We start from the raw sequence: 17402 nt of genomic DNA, 5'->3' as shown, positions 1-17402 counted from the left end.
GCGGTGTGGTCGGGCGGCTCGTTCATCTACGTGCCGCCGAACACGAACGTCGACATCCCGCTGCAGGCCTACTTCCGCATCAACCGCGAGAACATGGGCCAGTTCGAGCGCACGCTGATCATCGTCGACGAGGGCTCGTATGTTCACTACGTCGAGGGCTGCTCCGCGCCGGTCTACACGACCGACTCGCTCCACAGCGCGGTGGTCGAGATCATCGTCCACAAGAACGCGCGCTGCCGGTACACCACCATCCAGAACTGGTCGAACAACGTCTACAACCTCGTGACCAAGCGCGCGGTCGCGCACGAGAACGCGGTCATGGAGTGGGTCGACGGCAACATCGGCTCGAAGCTCACGATGAAGTACCCGTCCATCTACCTCGTTGGTGAGGGCGCGCGCGGCGAGGTGCTCTCGGTCGCGTTCGCCGGCGAGGGCCAGCACCAGGACGCCGGTGGGAAGATCGTCCACGCGGCGCCCCGGACGACCGGCCAGATCATCTCCAAGTCGGTTTCCGCGTTCGGCGGACGCACGTCGTATCGCGGTTTGGTCCGGGTCGAGCCCGAGGCCGACCACGCCAAGACGTTTGTGCGTTGCGACGCCCTGATCCTCGACGAGGACTCCCGGTCGGACACCTACCCCTACAACGAGATCGAGGAAGAGAGCGCGGCGGTCGGCCACGAGGCGAGCGTCTCGAAGGTCGGCGAGGACCAGCTCTTCTACTTGATGTCGCGCGGCATCTCCGAGCAGGAGGCCATGGGCATGATCGTGAACGGGTTCATCGAGCCGATCACGAAGGAACTGCCCATGGAGTACGCGGTCGAGCTCACGCGTCTGATCCAGCTGCAGATGGAAGGCGCGGTCGGCTAACAGTGGCGATCGGTACTTTCGACGCCGCGGCGGCTCGCGCGCTCGGCGAGCGTAACGGCGACCCCGACTGGCTGATCGAACGTCGGCTCCAATCGCTCGAACGCTTCGAGGCGCTGCCCTGGCCCGACCCCAAAGACGACGAGGCTTGGCGCTACACCCATCTCGAGGATTTCGACCTGACCGCGTTCGATCCGCTTCCGACACCGCACGCCGTGGCTCCGACTTTGGACGATGTACCCGAGGACGTGCTCGCGGCGGTCGGCGAGGTGGGGGAGCGAGCAGGACTCGCGTTCCAGCTCGACGCCGACGTCGTGCATATGACCCTCGATCCTGCGCTGGCTTCCAAGGGCGTGGTGTTCGGGACGTTAGGCGGGACGGCCGCTGCGTATCCGGATCCGGTCCGCGATGCTTTGGGGCACGCCGGCGTGAGCCCGAGCGAGGAGAAGTTCTCCACGCTGGGCGGCGCGTTCTCTTCCGGCGGCACGTACCTCTACGTCCCCAGAGGTGTCGCGGTCGAGGTTCCCTTGCAAGCCTTCCGCTGGATCTCCCGATCCGGGATCGCGATCTTCCCGCGCACGGTCGTCGTCACCGAGGAAGGCGCGAGCGTCACCTACATCGACCACTACCGCTCGGCGGACTTGGACGGTCCCGCTCTCTCGGCGGGGATCGTCGAGCTGTACGCGCACCAGAACTCGCAGATCTCGTACCTGGCCGTTCAGGACTGGGGCCCGACCGTATGGCACTTCAACGTGCAGCGGGCGATCGTGCAGCGGGACGCGACGCTCCGCAGCCTGGCCGCGACGCTCGGAGGGACGCTGTCGCGTTCGGTCGTCGAGTCGATCCTCGACGGGCCGGGGGCGCATTCCGAGATGCTCGGCGTGTACTTCTCCGATTCCGATCAGCATTTCGATCACCGCTCGCTGCAGGAGCATCGCGCCCCGAACACCTCGAGCGACCTCTACTACAAGGGCGCGCTCAAGGGTCGGTCGCGCGCCGTGTACTCGGGCCTCATCCACATCGCGAAGGAAGCACAGAAGGTCGACTCCTGGCAGGCCAACCGCAACCTGATCCTGTCGAGCGAGGCGAAAGCGGATTCCACTCCCTACCTCGAGATCGAGGCGAACGACGTGCGGTGCGCTCACGGCGTCTCGGTGGGACCGCCCGACGAGGACCAGGTGTTCTATCTCGAGTCCCGCGGCCTCCACCACGACGAGGCGGAGCACCTCATCGTGGCCGGTTTCTTCCAGGAGATCCTGGACCGTGTCCGTGTTCCTGAGGTCCGAGCGATGCTCGAGCGCGCGGTCGAGCACGAGCTGGAGCTCGAGGACCAACACGTATGAGTGACGAGCAGACGCTGACCCGGCTCTGCAAGGCGGACGAGCTTCCGCTCAACGAAGCGCGTCGCTTCGAAGTCAACGGAAAGCGCATCGCCCTGTTCCACCTCCCCGCGGGCTTCTTCGCGATCGACGACACCTGCTCGCACGCGGAGTCCTCTCTGTCCGAGGGGTTCATCGATGACAGCACGGCAGAATGTCCCGAGCACGGCGCGGTATTCGACATCACGACCGGAGAGCCGCTGACGCTGCCGGCAACGAAGCCGGTGAACGTGTATCGCGTCGTGGTCGAGAACGAAGAAGTGTTCCTGGAGGACTCAGATGGCTGAGACGAAAACCGCCACCAGAGAGCGCGAGAGCGCGACCCCCAAGCGCGAAGAGCTCCTCGTCGTCGACGACCTGCACGCCGGGGTCGAAGGGCGCGATGCGATCCTCAAGGGGATATCGCTGACCGTGCGTCGCGGCGAAGTGCACGCGATCATGGGCCCGAACGGCTCCGGGAAGAGCACGCTCTCGTACGTGCTTATGGGCAAGCCCGGGTACACGGTCACCAAGGGCCGTGTGCTGCTCAAGGGCGAGGACATCCTCCAGGTCGCGCCGGACGAGCGCGCGCGCCGCGGGCTCTTCCTCGCGTTCCAGTACCCACAGGAGATCCCCGGGGTCTCGATCGTCAACTTCCTTCGCACCGCGCGCAACGCCTCCAAGAGCGAGGAGATGGCTCCGCTCGCGTTCCACAAGTTCCTCAAGGAGAAGATGGCGCTGCTGGGCGTGAGCGACGAGATGGTTCGCCGGTACGTGAACCAAGGGTTCTCGGGCGGCGAGAAGAAGCGCAACGAGATCTTGCAGATGGCCGTCCTCGAGCCCGAGATGGCCGTTCTCGACGAGACCGATTCGGGCTTGGACATCGACGCGTTGCGCGCCGTCGCCGAAGGGATCGTGACCGTCGCCACCGAGAAGATGGGCGTGCTCCTGATCACGCACTACCAGCGGATCCTGAACTACATCACGCCCGACGTCGTGCACGTGATGATCGACGGGCGGATAGTCCAGAGCGGCGGGCCGGAACTGGCGACCGAGCTCGAGCAGAAGGGGTACGATTCCTTCCGGGAGGCGGCACCGCCCGCGGCAGAAGACCGCGGACCGATGCCGTGACGACGATGCTCGACCCTGCGATCGTCCGCAAGGATTTCCCGATCTTCGAGCGGCGTGTGCACGACGACAAGCCGCTGATCTACCTCGACAGCGCCAACACCTCGCAGAAGCCCCGCACGGTGATCCATTCCCTGACGGATTTCTACGAGCGGCACAACGCCAACATCCATCGCGCCGTCTACCAGCTCGCCGCCGAAGCCACCGAGCTCTACGAGGGCGCCCGCACGAAGATGGCTGCGTTCCTCGGCGCGCCCGAGGGCTCGCGCGAGATCGTGTTCACGAAGTCGTGCACCGAGGCGATCAACCTCGTGGCGTACGCGTGGGGCCGCGCCAACCTGCGCGAGGGAGGCGAGATCGTCATCACCGAGATGGAGCACCACTCCAACCTCATCCCGTGGCAGATCGCGGCCGAGACCTCGGGTGCGAAGATCGTCGCGTTCCCCATCACCGACGAAGGGTTCCTCGACCTCGACGTGATGGGCGACGTCATCACCGACCGCACCAAGATCGTCTGCGTCACGGGGATGTCCAACGTGCTCGGGACGATCAATCCGGTGGCGAAGATCGCCGAGGCGGCTCACGCCGTCGGAGCGGTCGTGCTCGTCGACGGCGCGCAGCGGACCCCGCATCTGGCTACCAACGTGGCCGAGCTCGGCGCGGACTTCTACACGTTCACCGGCCACAAGATGTGCGGCCCGACCGGCTCGGGCGGTCTCTGGGCACGCGCCGAGCTCCTCGAGGCGATGCCGCCCTTCCTCGGCGGCGGAGAGATGATCCTCGAGGTGTGGCTCGACCGCGCGACCTACAACGAGATCCCGCACAAGTTCGAGGCCGGCACCCAGCCGTTCGCGCAGATGGTCGGGCTCGGGGCGGCGGTCGACTACCTCAACGAGCTCGGCATGGACGCCATCCGCAAGCACGAGGTCGAGATCGTCGGGTACGCGCTCCAGCAGCTCTCGCAGATCGAAGGGCTGCAGATCCACGGTCCGATGGATCCCGAAACGCGCGGCGGCGTCGTGTCGTTCTGGCTCGACGACGTCCATCCGCACGACCTCGCGACGATCGTCGACACCGAGGGTGTGTGCGTGCGCGCGGGCCATCACTGCGCCCAGGTGCTGATGCGCCGGCTCAACGTCCCGGCGACGACCCGAGCCTCCTTCTACGTGTACAACACGAACGAGGACGTGGATGCGCTCGTGGCCGCGGTCGTCATGGCCAGGGAACGGATGGCGACCGGGTTGCCGTTCTAGCCCGGTAGACTACGGCCCATGTCGCTCGACGATCTGTACCGCGAGGTCATCCTCGATCACTACCGCAACCCGCGGAACAAGCGGCCGCTGGACGGCGCAGACATCGATCTGCTGCACAACAACCCACTGTGCGGAGATGAGATCTCGGTCCGGGTCAAGCTTGCCGACGGAGTCGTGGAAGACGCGGCGTTCGAGGGTCAGGGCTGTTCGATCTCGCAGGCGTCGGCGTCGATGCTCACCGACAAGATCAAGGGCATGAAGATCGACGACGTCGAGGGCCTCGTCCTCGAGTTTCGCGGGATGATGGCAGGCAAGGAAGGCGCGGACGACGACGCGCTGGGCGACCTCGTGGCGCTGAAAGGCGTCGTGAAGTACCCCGTGCGGATCAAGTGCGCCGTGCTCGCCTGGGACACGCTCCAGGAGGGTGTCGAGGGCTACCGCAAGGGCTCGGGCGCCTAACCAAGCCGGGCCCCGCGCGGGAAATCGCCTAAACCTTCCACAGACCCTCCCAGCCCCGACCTATCAGGCGATGGATACCGTTCCGTCTCGATTTGGATACTGAAGTCATCTTTACGGATTCGGGCGAATGGCTGTACAGTTCGACCGCTGCGCGTGTCTGGGTGACCTGGATGCGCGCTTTGGGGGGATTTACCACCGGCCGGTGTTGGTCGTTTGGGGGGTGAGGCGGCCCTGTCCGTCGAGGCTCGATTTCTCGAACCTGATCTGCCGGACGAGCTACAACAGGCGTACGCGCAGACGTTCGATCGGCTGCGGCGCATGTTCCGTGCGCGGGGATGCACGCCTGAAGAGGCGGCAGACTTAGCGCAAGACGCCGCCGTGCGAGCGTTCGTCCACATCCGGCGCTGGGGCGTCAACGGGACGGGGCTCGACCCGCTGCTCAACCGCATCGCGCGAAACCTCCTGATCGACCGCTACCGGCGGACCACGCCGCACATCGTGCCCTTGGACGACGCAGGCGAGCTGCAGGATCCCGATCAGGACCCCACCGAGGAAGTCGTGCGGCGTCAGCGCACCCACGCAGTGCACAGTGCCATCCAGGGGCTTCCGCTGCGACACCAGAAGGCGATCACCTATTCGCTGAACGGTCTCACCCCCGAAGAGGTCGGCCGTCGCATGGGGATCGGCCGCAACGCCGCCGACGCGCTGCTGCATCGTGCGCGCCGGAGCCTGAAGGAACGGCTCCAGACCGTCGGCGAAGGCATGTTCGGCGTCGCGCTCGGCGTTCGGGTGCGTGCGACGGGATTGATCCGGCGCGCCGGCGTCGAGTCTGGGATGGGCGATGTGGGCGTCGCGGCGTTCGCCAATGCGGCGCTCGGGATCGCGACCGCGGCCATGATTGCAGTGCTCGCAGTGACCGGTGGCAACGGCACGTCGGGATCCTCGTGGGATGCCACGACTGGAGGCTTCGCTGCCGTCGCGGCCGCTCGCGAAGCAGCCGGCTCCGCTCCAGCAGGTCTCGCCCCGGGGGCCGATACCTCGTCCGTTGGGATGAACGGGGGTTCGGGTGGATCTGGCTCGAACACCTACAGCTTCGGCCCTGCCGCCGGGTCGCTCGGCCGCAACGGAACGGACAACACGGCTACCGTCGACATTCCCGGTGATCCGCACGAGGAACCCATCATCGAGATCCATGGGTATGTCGTCCGGCGCCCGGCCGACGACACCCCCGAAGGCCCCGTCGATGGGCTATCGCAGAAGTTGTGCATCGCGGGAATAGGAGGGATCTGCGGTGCGTAAGCTCCTGCTCGCCGTCGCCGTCGCGCTTTTGCTGGTAGTCGTGCCGTTCGGTGCCATGGCCGACATGGGGCCGGAGGAGCTCTGCGCCGGCCTGCAGGTCAAGATCTACGGCAGACCGATGCCGTTGATCCCCGAGCAGTGCGTGCCCTGCACGTACCAGCTCTGCGCGAAAGTCCTCGACAACTGCCCGGACCTCGTCTGCCTTGAAGGCGGCCACGCTCGGATGAGCCCGTCCGCGTAAGGACGTAGCAGCGGTTAAGGCACGAGGCAACCGCAGTAGGTCGCAGTTCCGCCTCCGTAAGAAGCCGGACGACCCCCCGTATTACCTACCGAGCGGCTGGTGCTTCCCCGGGTCGCCCTGGAACCAAGGGGATGCGCTCGCGGCTTCGCGAGACCGAACCGATGAGGGTTTCACCCGTCCCCAGCGGGTGATTCCGAGCCAGCCCTCGAGAACGGTTCGTATTTGCTGAGGGGGTAGGGCCCTGGCCTGCCCCCTCTTGCATTTCTCCCGCGGGGCGGAACCGCCGGCCGATCGATGAGAACGATCACCGCCGTGGCGGCCATCGCGAAATAGTCGAGCCGCATCGCGAGCCAGATCCCCCCGTGGAGTCCGGCCGCTCCGAGGGCGTAGGCCGGCCGGAGTCGAGATCGCCACAGGACCACCGGGAAGGAAAGCTCGAGCAGCAACGTCGCGGCCGCCACGAGATGCGCCAGCCAGGCCCTGTCGGCGACGAACAGCGCGAACGGATTGGGCGAGGCCTGCGAGTCGCTCGACAGATACAAGACCCAGCGCATGTTGCTGCTCGTGGCCCATGCCGGCCCCGCGGTCACGAGCTTCGCGAAGCCCGTGAAGAAATAGGCCCCCACCACAACGAGCAGGGCCGTCCGGACCGGCCAGCCGTACCGCACCGACGCCGATCCCCGGCTGCCCTTGCGCCAAGCGTCGAGCGACCATGCGTCGGCCGTCGGCGCGATCAGCAGCGGCACGAGGCACAGCAAGAGCAGAACGTCGTTGTGCATGATCTTGCCGTTGCTCGTCACCATCCCGTTGAGGAGCATCCCGGCGGCCCACGCGACCGGAAGCGTTGCGCGGGCGAACAGCCCGACGGTCGCGAGCGCTCCGGCGGCGATCCCGGCGATCTGAGCCGCGAGGACCCAGCCGCGGTCCGGCTGCGACGAGAACAGGTTCATGAACGATCGCGGCCGGAAGAGCTCGGCCGGCTGGCCGGCGAGGTCCACGAAAACCCCTCGTGTTAGGCGCCACGTGAGGACGGCGCACAGCCCGATCCTGAGCGCCGCGAGCCGCTCCGGCGTTCCGGCTGCGAAGATCCAGCGCTCGGCGCGGTTACGCACCAAACGCCTCAATCCGGATCCCTCCGTTCCCACACGAGAACACGAGGGTCGCGGTCTCCTCCGGTGCTCCACGGTGTCCGACGCGATCGGAGACGAGGCGCTCCAAGCGGTAGATGCGGATCGCGGCGACGTCGAGGCCCAGGCTGCGTGCAGCCTCGGCCCACGCGTCGCACGCGGCGGTCTGCTCCGCCGCCGGCCTCGTCGCGAAGCCGGAGAGGATGTTCGCTCCCCAGTGGTAGCCGGCCGGCAGGTCTCCGAAGGAGAACCTTGTCTCCGCTCCCGACGCGCTCACCCTCATCGCCCGCCACGAGCTGGTGCGCTCGTTGCGCAGCTCGCTGAACAGGCGCCACCCTGTGAGCGGCCACGCTTCGATCTTTGCGAAGCCGCACAACGCGAAAGCGGCGAGGAAGAGCCAGACGAACGCGCGGATCCGAGCAGGAACGCGCTCTTCGCCGGCGGAGGCACCTTCGGGAAGGACGGGGGTACGCACCAGTGGTGCGAGCGTAACAGCCGACGGGGCACGCGGAAACGACGGTACGAGATGGGCTGCCCGATGACTTCCCTAGGACCAACGCCCCAAGATCTCGTGCGCGTGACACGTTCGCGACGCATGGATGTCTATGTCCGCCGACGTTTTGCCGCGGATCGAAGCTTGTCCGACTTTGAAACTCAAGCGACTGAGCGCGGAGCCGATTCTTCGAACAACGGTGATGGAGCCGCCTCCTCGTCGAGCGTGATCGACAGCCGATGCGGCGCCGACCGGCGCAGTTTGGTTCACCCGCAGTTCCTTGCCACGGCGCACCACCGATCCAAGTCGCGATCGATCACACCCAAAGGGCTTGCTTCCGCATGCGACGACTCGCTGTTCTGCTGCTCGTGCTTTCATCCTTCGTGCTTCCCATTCCCGTGTCCGCTTCGCCGTCCGGGTTCGAGTCCGCGTCCGGCACCGTGATCAAGAATGTCGCCTACGGCTCGCAGCCGGGCCAGGTTCTCGACGTCACCACCGGCGGCCCGAACGTCCCGGCCGTGATCTTCATCCACGGCGGAGGCTGGGACGGAGGCTCGAAGGGCGGCTTCGCGTCGTTCCCAGCCGGCTTCGCCGATCTCACCGGCTGGGTCGCGTTCAACATCGAATACCGTACGGACTCACCGCAGCCTTGGGTCGACGAACCCATCGATGTGCAGACGGCCGTCGCGTGGGTGAAGAACCATGCTGCGACGTATGGCGTCGATCCCAACCGCATCGGCCTGTTGGGGTTCTCTGCCGGCGCGCATCTCGCACTCCTCAACGCCTACCGCTCGACCGTGGACATCAAGGCCGTCGCGGGGTTTTCGTCCCCGACCGGGTTACCGAACCTCATGAGCACCCAAGGGTGCCCTTACTCGGCGTGCAGTCCTTTGGTCGTGGAGGAATATGCGAGCGCGAAGGCGCAGAAGTTTGGAGGCCATTGTCATCTCTCCGGTTGCTTCGGCTCGCCGGGCGGTTGTACGGGAGACGGATGCACCCTCCGCTGGAAGGATATCTCTCCGATCCAGCACGTTGATGCCTCCGATCCGCCGACCTTCCTGGCGCATCACAGCAATGATGTTGTCGTGCCTGCGTCCCAGACGATCAACCTCAGGAATCGACTCCTGGGCTACGGCGTCCCGGTGGAGACCGTGACCACCGCAGGCACCGGCATGGCTCACATCTGGTCGACGAGCGATCCCGCCTTCGCGTCGATGGTGGAGTTCTTCAAGACCTGGCTCTAGTCGCGCTCGGCGCTAGTGGATCTCGAGCATCCGCTCCAATGCGACCCGCGCCCATCGCGCGATCTCCGGCTCGACGGTGACGCGGTTCACGACCCGGCTCTCGAGCAGGTTCTCCATCGCCCACACCAGGTGCGGCAGATCGATGCGGTTCATCGTCGCGCAGAAGCACACCGTCTCCTCGAGGAAGACGATGGTCTTGTCGGGGTTGTTCTTGGCGATCCGGCGCACCATGTTCAGCTCGGTGCCGATGGCCCAAGCCGAACCCGCGGGCGCCTCCGCGATCGCGCGCAGGATCCCCTCGGTCGAGCCCACCTCGTCGGCGAGCTGCACGACCTCGTGGCGACACTCGGGGTGGACGATCACCCGCACGCCCGGGAGACGCTCGCGAACCTTGTGCACGTGCTCGGGTAGGAAGCGTTGATGCACGGAGCAGTGGCCTTTCCAGAGGATCGCCTTCGCGGCACGGATCTGATCCTCGGTGAGACCGCCCATGGCTCGATGCGGATCCCACACGACGCAGTCGTCGAGTGACATCCCCATCGACACCGCGGTGTTCCGTCCGAGGTGCTGGTCGGGCAGGAACAGGACCTTGGAGCGCCGGTCGAACCCCCAGCGCATCGCGGCGGCCGCGTTCGAGGAGGTGCAGATCGCGCCGCCCTCGCGACCCGTGAGCGCTTTGATGTCCGCCGATGAGTTCATGTAGGTCAGCGGCACCACGTCGCCGGCCGCGATGTCCTGCAACACGGCCCAGCATTCCTCGACCTGGCCGATCTCGGCCATGTCCGCCATCGAGCATCCCGCGGCGAGGTCGGGCAGTATCACCTGCTGCCAGTCCGCGGTCAGGATGTCGGCCGATTCCGCCATGAAGTGAACGCCGAGGAAGATCACGTACGGCGCTCCCGCCTCGGCTGCGAACTGGGCCAGCTTGTAAGAGTCCCCGCGGGCGTCCGCGAACTGGATGACCTCTTCCTTCTGGTAGTGGTGGCCGAGGATCACGACCTGGTCGTCGAGCGCTTGTCTCGCCGCCGCGGCGCGTTCGACGAGCCGGGGATCCGAGGCCGGCGGGAGGTCGGTACAGGTCGTGCCGCGCTCGCTCCGCTGAGGTGCGGGGCGGCGGTCGAGGATGGGGAGAGGGAGAACGGTCTGCGTCACGGTGCCCCCGGCCTCCGTGCGTCGTGTTCCGACAGACGAATGATACGGCCCCTCGAGGGGCGGTGCGAACGCCTTCCGCCGGCCGGTCCAGCGCGAGCTCGCAGGTAGGATGAGCAGCGTGGATCTATCCACCGTGCCCCGCGTCCTCCCGGCCGACCGGCCCACGCCGCCCACGTTCCGCGATCCGAATTTCCATCGCGCAGCCGACTGGCTCGCCGACGGCCGGGAGGACGACGCGAGCCTGGTCGTCTTCGGGGCGCCGTACGCGGGCGGCTCCATCTCCCGGGCGCAATGCGACCTCGCGCCGGGAGCGATCCGGAAGTCTCTGGAACGCTTCTCCACCTATTCGAGCGACTTCGATGTCTCCCTCGATGGGCTGAAGGTCTTCGACCTGGGCGATATGCCGCGCGCGATCGCGATCGCGGTCGAGGAGTTCCAGATGCACGTCCAGGACGTGGTGGGGGCGATCCGTTCCCAAACCGACGTGCCCGTGGCGGTGATGGGGGGCGACAACTCGATCACGGTCGGGGCCGCCCGGGGAGCTGGGGCCGACGCGCTGATCGCCTTCGATGCCCACCACGACGTCCGCGACATGGACGAGAACGGCGCCACCAACGGCTCGCCGGTACGGCAGCTCATCGAAGGCGGCATGCCGGGGAACCGCGTCGTCCAGATCGGCATCCACGGCTTCTCCAACGCCGCCGCTTACGCCCGCTACGCCGTCGACGCCGGGATCCACATCGTTTCCCCCGGCGCGGTCCGCACACTGGGGATCGATGCGATCGTCGAGGACGCACTCGTCAAGCTGGAAACGGCCGGCGCCCGGCGCATCTGGGTCGACGTCGACATGGACTGCTTGGAGCGAGCGCTGGCCCCGGGGGCCCCAGCCGCGATGCCGGGGGGCTTGCTGCCCGCCGACCTGAGCCGCGCCGCGTTCCGGCTCGGCCACTCAACGCTCGTCACCGGTCTCGACATCACCGAGCTGGATCCCACCGCCGACCTCGGCGACGCGACGGTGCGGACGGCGTGCTCGGTCTTGCTGGCGTTCGCGTGCGGGGTGGCGATCCGGGCGTGAGCGTCGCGTTGTCCGGTGAGCCGCTGACGATCGGCGAGGTCGTCTCCGTCGGGCGCGAAGGAACCAAGGTCGAGGTCGCCGACGGTGTTGCGGCGCGGATGGCGCCTGCGCGACGGATCGTCGAGGAGGCCGTCGCACGCGGCGACGTCGTCTACGGGATCACCACCGGATTCGGCGCGCTCGCAGGAGTCCGCATCGAGCCGGCCGCCGTCCAGGAGCTTCAGCGCGCGATCATCCGTTCCCACGCCGCCGGCACCGGCGAGGACATGCCGGCCGAGGTCGTGCGGGGCATGATGCTCCTCCGCGCCCGCACGCTGGCGGCAGGGCACGCCGGGGTGCGTCCGCGGCTCGTCGAGCAGATCGTCGAGCTTCTCAACCGCGCCATCCTCCCCGTCGTACCCGCGCACGGGTCGGTCGGGGCTTCCGGCGATCTGGCGCCGCTGGCCCATTGCGCTCTGGCCTTGATCGGCGAAGGCACGGTCCGGATCAACGGAACTCGCGCGACGGCATCGGATGCGCTGCGAGATGCCGGCCTCGAGCCGCTCACGCTCGAGGCGAAGGAAGGCCTTGCACTCGTGAACGGCACCGAGGGCATGCTCGCGATGGCGTGCCTTGCGGTGACCGACCTGGAGCGCACGCTGAAGACGGCCGACGTTGCGTGCGCGATGAGCGTCGAGGCGCTCCTCGCGACCGACCGGCCGTTCGCGGAGAACATCCATGCGCTCCGGCCCCACCCCGGGCAGCTCGCGTCGGCGGAGAACCTGCGCCGGCTCACCGCCGGCTCGAAGGTGATCGGTTCGCACCGGACGACCGCGCACGCGGTTCAAGACGCGTACTCGCTTCGCTGCGCGCCTCAAGTGCACGGCGCCTGCCGGGACGCGCTCGCGTACGCGCGCTCGGTCGTCGAGCGCGAGCTCGCGAGCGAGGTCGACAACCCGGTCGTCCTGCACGAGTCGGGAGCGGTCGAGAGCGCCGGGAACTTCCACGGCGAGCCGCTCGCGTTCGCGCTCGACATGATCGCGATAGCGGCGAGCGAGGTCGGGTCGATCAGCGAACGCCGTAGCGATCGCATGCTCGACCCCGCGCACTCGAACGGGCTGCCGGCGTTCCTTGCGCCGGAGGCCGGCGTGAACTCGGGGTTCATGCTCGCGCAGTACACGCAGGCGGCGATGGTCGCGGAGTCCAAGCGGCTCGCCGTACCGGCGTCGGTCGATTCGATCCCGACCTCAGGCACGACCGAGGATCACGTAAGCATGGGCTGGGACGCCGGCCGCAAAGCGTTGAAGGCCGTCGCGAACGCCGAAGCCGTGGTCTCGATCGAGGCCCTGCTCGCGGCGCAGGCGCTGGACCTGCGCGCGCCGCTGGAGCCGTCGCGCGCGTCGTCCGCCGCGCGCGGCGCGATCCGGGAGCGCGTCGCGTTCATGGACCGGGATCGCTTCCTCGCGCCGGACATCGACGCCGTTCGGGAGCTGGCTCGCAACGGGAGGCTGGTGGATGCGGTCGAGGGCGCGGTGGGTGAACTCCGATGAGCGCCCGCATCGTCCGAGCGCCCCGCGGCACGGAGCTTTCCTGCAAGGGGTGGCCGCAGGAAGCCGCGCTGCGGATGCTCATGAACAACCTCGACCCCGAGGTAGCCGAGCGTCCCGACGACCTCGTGGTCTACGGCGGCTCCGGCAAGGCAGCGCGCAACTGGGCGTGCTTCGACGCGATCGTCGCGTCGCTTCGCGATCTGGAGGGCGACGAGACCTTGCTCGTGCAGTCCGGGAAGCCGGTCGGCGTGTTTCGCACGCATCCGTTCGCGCCGCGCGTGCTCATCGCGAATTCGATGCTGGTGCCGGACTGGGCCGACTGGGAGACGTTCTGGGAGCTCGAGGCTGCCGGGCTGACGATGTACGGCCAGATGACGGCGGGCTCGTGGATCTACATCGGCACGCAAGGCATCCTCCAGGGCACCTACGAAACGTTCCAGGCGATCGCCGACCAGCGTTTCGGCGGCACGCTGCGGGGCCGGGTCGTGCTGACGGCGGGGCTCGGCGGGATGGGTGGCGCGCAGCCGCTCGCGATCACGATGAACGATGGTGTGGCGCTCTGCGTCGACGTCGACCCGGCGCGCATCCACCGCCGGATCGAGGGCGGCTACCTGGACGAGGTGGCCGACAACCTCCACGACGCGATCGATCGCGCCGAGGACGCGCGCGAGGAAGGCCGGGCGGCGTCGATCGGGGTCGTGGGGAACGCCGCCGATGTGTTCCCCGAGGTCAAGCGCCGCGCGTTCGCCGTGGACATCGTCACCGACCAGACCTCCGCGCACGATCCGCTGAACGGGTACGTCCCGCAGGGGCACTCGGTCGAGGAAGCGACGGACCTCCGCGCGAAGGATCCGCACCGATACGTCGAGGAAGCGCGCGCTTCGATGGCCGTCCACTGCCGAGCCATGGTCGACCTCGCGCACGCCGGCGCCGAGGTGTTCGACTACGGCAACAACCTTCGCGGTGAGGCGCTCAAAGGGGGCTTCGCCGACGCGTTCTCGTATCCCGGCTTCGTGCCCGCGTACATCAGGCCGTTGTTCTGCGAGGGGAAGGGGCCTTTCCGCTGGGCGGCGCTCTCGGGCGACCCGGCCGACATCGCGGCGACCGACCGGGCCGTCGCCGACCTGTTCCCCGACGACGACGGTCTGCAGAGGTGGCTGAAGCTCGCGCAGGAGCGCGTCCAGTTCCAGGGGCTTCCCGCGCGGATCTGTTGGCTCGGCTACGGCGAGCGGCAGCGCGCCGGCCTTGCGTTCAACGACCTTGTTCGAAGTGGTGAGATCAAGGCGCCGATCGTGATCGGACGTGACCACCTCGACGCGGGGAGTGTCGCGTCGCCGTACCGCGAGACGGAGGCGATGCGCGACGGCTCCGACGCGATCGCCGACTGGCCGATCCTGAACGCGCTGCTGAACACCGCGAGCGGCGCGACGTGGGTGAGCGTCCATCACGGGGGCGGCGTCGGGATGGGCAAGGCGATCCACGCCGGTGTCGTCGTCGTCGCCGACGGTACGGCCGACGGCGACCGCAGGCTCGAGCTGACGCTCACGAACGACCCGGGCACCGGCGTGATGCGCCACGCCGACGCCGGCTACGAGCGCGCGATCGACGTCGCGCGCGAACGCGGGCTCCGGCTGCCGATGCTCGACGCGTGAACGCCGATCTCGTCGTCACCGGCGCGTCCCAGGTCGTCACGTGCGACCCGTCGCTCGGCGAGGGTCCGCTCGGGGTGATCGAGCGCGGGGCGTTGGCCGGTTTCGAGGGCCGCGTCGTGTGGGTCGGGTCCGAGCGCGACCTGCGCGACGCCGTGGAGATCGTGCCCGACGCGCACGAGGTAGAAGCGGGCGGAGGAGCGGTCATGCCCGGTCTCGTCGACTGTCATACGCATCTGGTCTTCGCGGGGGATCGCTCGGAGGAGTTCGCGGCGCGGCTCCGCGGCACGCTGTACGACGGCGGCGGCGTCCGCACGACCGTGGCCGCCACGCGCGCTGCATCCGACGACGAGCTTCTCGCGGTCGCGCGCGAGCGCCTGCAGCGTTTCCTTGAGTTCGGCGTCACGACCGTCGAGGCGAAGAGCGGCTACGGGCTCACCCCCGAGCACGAGCGGCGCCTGCTCGAGGTCGCGGCGAAGCTCGACGGCCCGTCCGAGGTCGTGCGCACCTTCATGGGAGCCCACGTCGTTCCCGAGGAATACGCCGACGACCGTGACACGTACGCCGCATTGGTGGCCGAGGGCATGATCCCCGGACTCGGCAACCTGGCGGAGTTCTGCGACGTCTGGGTCGACCGGGCCGCGTTCACCTCCGAACAAGCGCGGCGGATCCTGCGAGCCGCGCATGCCGAAGGGCTCGGGATCAAGGTCCACGCGGAGCAGCTCTCGCGCAGCGGGGGAGCGGTCGTCGCCGCGGAGTTCGGCGCCGTCAGCGCCGAGCACCTCGAGCACGCGAACGAGGAGGACGCCGCCGCGCTCGCGCGGACGAAGACGATCGCCGTGCTCATCCCCGGGGCATCGATGATGACCGGGACCCCGTTCGCCCCGGCTCGGATGCTGATGGAAAAAGGCGTCCGCGTCGCGCTCTCGACCGACTTCAATCCCGGCACGTCATACAGCGAGAACCTCCAGCTGGTCGTCGCGCTCGCCGGCGTGCATCTCGGTATGACTCCCGAGGAAGCAATGCTCGGGGTTACGCGCAACGCCGCTGCCGCGCTATCCCGCGAAGGAAAGGTCGGCTCGCTCGCCCCCGGGGCTCGCGCCGACCTCGTTGTGCTCGACGCACGGTCGTACGTCGATCTTGCTTATCACTACGGGGTGAACCTCGCGCGGATCGTTCTCACCGGTCGAGGTCGCTGAGGGATCTGCGAGCGACGGCGGGAGCGGTCCCGCCAGCCTCGGAACAAGGAAACGAAGAACAGGCCGATAGCGATGGGGCCAGAAAGCTCGACGAAGTATCCGACCGGTGTCGCAAGCGAGAGAAAGAACCCCAAGCTCGCGATGAGCCAGTGCCTCGCCCGCCAAGCCCATGCGCCGAGCCACGCGGCAAGGGCCCCAGGAACGCCCAACGCGTAGAGCGGCCAGATCGGATCGTGGAAGTCGGGAGAAGGGGTCCGCTGTTCGATGTAAGCGATCCACGCGAAGACGATCGTGAGTCCGGCGGCGAGGATCACGGCCAACGCAAGGCCGAGATCGAAGCGGGACCACTTCCTTTCGGGCCGCGGGATCCGTACGGGTTCCAACGATCCGCCGGTTCTCACCTTCCCGTGCCGCCCGGCCTCTCCGGCGCGGCGGGGCGCGGCCAGGGCATCGCCTCCTCGGGCTCGTCCGGACGGGGACGCGCGAGCGTCCACGTCGATGCGATCGCGAGCGCCGCAAGGGCGAGGCTCGCCATCGCCTCAGGCGCGGTCACAACGTCGCTGGAGCAGGTGATTCCGTTCTCGAGGGACCTGCACCGGGGGTCTTCGTGCACGAGCATCACTGCGAAGGACAGGATCCCCAACAGGACGGCGTTCAACGCGACGATCGTGGGATAGACCCGCGGGATCGAATCCGCCGCGCGTCGCCCGTACGCCACGAAGGCCATGCCGGTAGGGAGAAGAAGGGGGAGCGTCGCTCCGCCCATCGAGATGAAGCTGATAGGGACACCGATCAGCCCGGCGGCGAGGAAGAGAGCCGGCCTGCGGCGCCCGAGCATCGCCAAAGCTCCCGGGAGGGTGGCGACCATGCCGAGGGCGAGCGCTCCCAGGTAGCTCGCAACCGGGTCGGGTCCATCGCCGGCGTGCGCAAGGAGCAGTCCGGTGAGGCCGAGACCAATGACCATCCCGATCAACCCCGAGCCTTCTTCCGCGAGGCGAGGCGTCCGGCTGGTCGAGACGGGGCCGGCCCGCTCAGCCCACGGCATAGCGCGTCAACCCTTCGGCCAGCGGAACCGGCTGAAGCCCGAGCACCTCGTACAGCGCGGCGTCGTCGACGATCGCGTCGCCGGTGGCGAAGTCGACGGCACGCGGAGTCAGCGGCGGGTTCGGGAGGAGGACCAGCGGCGCAGTCGCGAGCTTCGCGATAGGCTTCGGAAGAGGGACGAGCAGCCGGCGCTTCCCGAGGACGTTCATGAGCGTCCGCACGACCTCCCGCATGGTGAGGACCTCGGGGCCTCCGATCTCGAGCGTTCGATCCCACGCCTCGTCGCGC

The 17402-nt window shown here is 67.9% G+C and carries 19 protein-coding genes; 13 read left to right on the top strand and 6 right to left on the bottom strand.

Annotated elements, in window-relative coordinates:
• The 8 genes from sufB to WEB06_18825 all read left to right on the top strand — a co-directional run.
• On the top strand, window positions 1-867 hold an 867-nt coding region (sufB, locus tag WEB06_18860), incomplete at its 5' end, for a Fe-S cluster assembly protein SufB (GenBank protein ID MEX2557677.1).
• Between the two features lie 2 nt (window positions 868-869).
• A complete protein-coding gene (gene sufD / locus WEB06_18855; protein ID MEX2557676.1) occupies window positions 870-2207 on the top strand; it encodes a Fe-S cluster assembly protein SufD in 1338 nt (445 codons plus the stop codon).
• Entirely contained in the window at window positions 2204-2530 is a 327-nt protein-coding gene (locus WEB06_18850) for a non-heme iron oxygenase ferredoxin subunit (GenBank protein MEX2557675.1), read from the top strand. The genes sufD and WEB06_18850 overlap by 4 nt, the downstream gene beginning before the upstream one ends.
• On the top strand, window positions 2523-3353 hold the full coding sequence (gene sufC, locus WEB06_18845) for a Fe-S cluster assembly ATPase SufC (GenBank protein ID MEX2557674.1): 831 nt from the start codon (window positions 2523-2525) through the stop codon (window positions 3351-3353). Before WEB06_18850 ends, sufC begins: the two co-directional genes overlap by 8 nt.
• 5 nt (window positions 3354-3358) lie before the next feature.
• Entirely contained in the window at window positions 3359-4603 is a 1245-nt protein-coding gene (locus tag WEB06_18840) for a cysteine desulfurase (GenBank protein ID MEX2557673.1), read from the top strand.
• 18 nt (window positions 4604-4621) lie between these two features.
• Complete coding sequence (locus WEB06_18835; protein ID MEX2557672.1) at window positions 4622-5062, top strand: SUF system NifU family Fe-S cluster assembly protein; 441 nt, start codon at window positions 4622-4624, stop codon at window positions 5060-5062.
• A gap of 213 nt (window positions 5063-5275) precedes the next feature.
• Window positions 5276-6361, top strand: a complete 1086-nt coding sequence (locus WEB06_18830; protein ID MEX2557671.1) for a sigma-70 family RNA polymerase sigma factor — start codon at window positions 5276-5278, stop codon at window positions 6359-6361.
• Window positions 6354-6602, top strand: a complete 249-nt coding sequence (locus WEB06_18825; GenBank protein MEX2557670.1) for a hypothetical protein — start codon at window positions 6354-6356, stop codon at window positions 6600-6602. Before WEB06_18830 ends, WEB06_18825 begins: the two co-directional genes overlap by 8 nt.
• Before the next feature lie 170 nt (window positions 6603-6772).
• On the opposite strand, the gene WEB06_18820 is transcribed toward WEB06_18825, so the two are convergent.
• Window positions 6773-7714 (bottom strand): hypothetical protein, encoded by a 942-nt coding sequence (locus WEB06_18820; GenBank protein MEX2557669.1) that lies wholly within the window; start codon window positions 7712-7714, stop codon window positions 6773-6775.
• Window positions 7707-8204, bottom strand: a complete 498-nt coding sequence (locus WEB06_18815) for a hypothetical protein (GenBank protein ID MEX2557668.1) — start codon at window positions 8202-8204, stop codon at window positions 7707-7709. The genes WEB06_18820 and WEB06_18815 overlap by 8 nt, the downstream gene beginning before the upstream one ends.
• Window positions 8205-8563: 359 nt before the next feature.
• On the opposite strand from WEB06_18815, the gene WEB06_18810 reads away from it, so the two are divergent.
• A complete protein-coding gene (locus WEB06_18810) occupies window positions 8564-9466 on the top strand; it encodes an alpha/beta hydrolase (GenBank protein MEX2557667.1) in 903 nt (300 codons plus the stop codon).
• Window positions 9467-9478: 12 nt separating this feature from the next.
• On the opposite strand, the gene nadA is transcribed toward WEB06_18810, so the two are convergent.
• Entirely contained in the window at window positions 9479-10618 is a 1140-nt protein-coding gene (gene nadA, locus WEB06_18805) for a quinolinate synthase NadA (GenBank protein ID MEX2557666.1), read from the bottom strand.
• A gap of 118 nt (window positions 10619-10736) precedes the next feature.
• Here nadA and WEB06_18800 point away from each other — a divergent pair, with 118 nt between their 5' ends.
• Genes WEB06_18800 through hutI form a run of 4 tightly spaced genes read left to right on the top strand, consistent with a single transcriptional unit; the run spans window position 10737 to window position 16070 of the window.
• Window positions 10737-11693: an arginase family protein gene (locus WEB06_18800; protein MEX2557665.1), complete on the top strand. Its 957-nt coding sequence runs from the start codon at window positions 10737-10739 to the stop codon at window positions 11691-11693.
• Entirely contained in the window at window positions 11690-13222 is a 1533-nt protein-coding gene (hutH, locus tag WEB06_18795; protein MEX2557664.1) for a histidine ammonia-lyase, read from the top strand. The genes WEB06_18800 and hutH overlap by 4 nt, the downstream gene beginning before the upstream one ends.
• Window positions 13219-14874, top strand: coding sequence for a urocanate hydratase (gene hutU / locus WEB06_18790; GenBank protein ID MEX2557663.1), 1656 nt, complete (start codon window positions 13219-13221; stop codon window positions 14872-14874). The genes hutH and hutU overlap by 4 nt, the downstream gene beginning before the upstream one ends.
• Window positions 14871-16070, top strand: a complete 1200-nt coding sequence (hutI, locus tag WEB06_18785) for an imidazolonepropionase (protein MEX2557662.1) — start codon at window positions 14871-14873, stop codon at window positions 16068-16070. Before hutU ends, hutI begins: the two co-directional genes overlap by 4 nt.
• Here the strand turns inward: hutI and WEB06_18780 are convergent.
• The 3 genes from WEB06_18780 to WEB06_18770 all read right to left on the bottom strand — a co-directional run.
• Entirely contained in the window at window positions 16022-16453 is a 432-nt protein-coding gene (locus tag WEB06_18780) for a hypothetical protein (GenBank protein MEX2557661.1), read from the bottom strand. The genes hutI and WEB06_18780 overlap by 49 nt on opposite strands.
• 14 nt (window positions 16454-16467) lie before the next feature.
• Window positions 16468-17115 carry a hypothetical protein gene (locus WEB06_18775; protein MEX2557660.1) on the bottom strand — a complete coding sequence of 216 codons (648 nt, stop codon included), beginning with the start codon at window positions 17113-17115 and terminating at the stop codon, window positions 16468-16470.
• On the bottom strand, window positions 17102-17402 hold a 301-nt coding region (locus WEB06_18770), incomplete at its 5' end, for a hypothetical protein (protein MEX2557659.1). The genes WEB06_18770 and WEB06_18775, both read right to left, overlap by 14 nt.

It is taken from the genome of Actinomycetota bacterium, assembly GCA_040905475.1.
In the GTDB taxonomy this organism is placed as follows: Bacteria; Actinomycetota; AC-67; order AC-67; family AC-67; genus DATFGK01.
This window is presented reverse-complemented; position numbering and strand designations above follow the sequence as displayed.

Coding starts and splice junctions, on each gene's coding strand:
- WEB06_18850 (MEX2557675.1), top strand. CDS start 2,204: ATGAGTGACGAGCAGACGCTGACCCGGCTCTGCAAGGCGGACGAGCTT.
- sufC (MEX2557674.1), top strand. CDS start 2,523: ATGGCTGAGACGAAAACCGCCACCAGAGAGCGCGAGAGCGCGACCCCC.
- WEB06_18840 (MEX2557673.1), top strand. CDS start 3,359: ATGCTCGACCCTGCGATCGTCCGCAAGGATTTCCCGATCTTCGAGCGG.
- WEB06_18835 (MEX2557672.1), top strand. CDS start 4,622: ATGTCGCTCGACGATCTGTACCGCGAGGTCATCCTCGATCACTACCGC.
- WEB06_18810 (MEX2557667.1), top strand. CDS start 8,564: ATGCGACGACTCGCTGTTCTGCTGCTCGTGCTTTCATCCTTCGTGCTT.
- hutU (MEX2557663.1), top strand. CDS start 13,219: ATGAGCGCCCGCATCGTCCGAGCGCCCCGCGGCACGGAGCTTTCCTGC.
- WEB06_18775 (MEX2557660.1), bottom strand. CDS start 17,115: ATGCCGTGGGCTGAGCGGGCCGGCCCCGTCTCGACCAGCCGGACGCCT.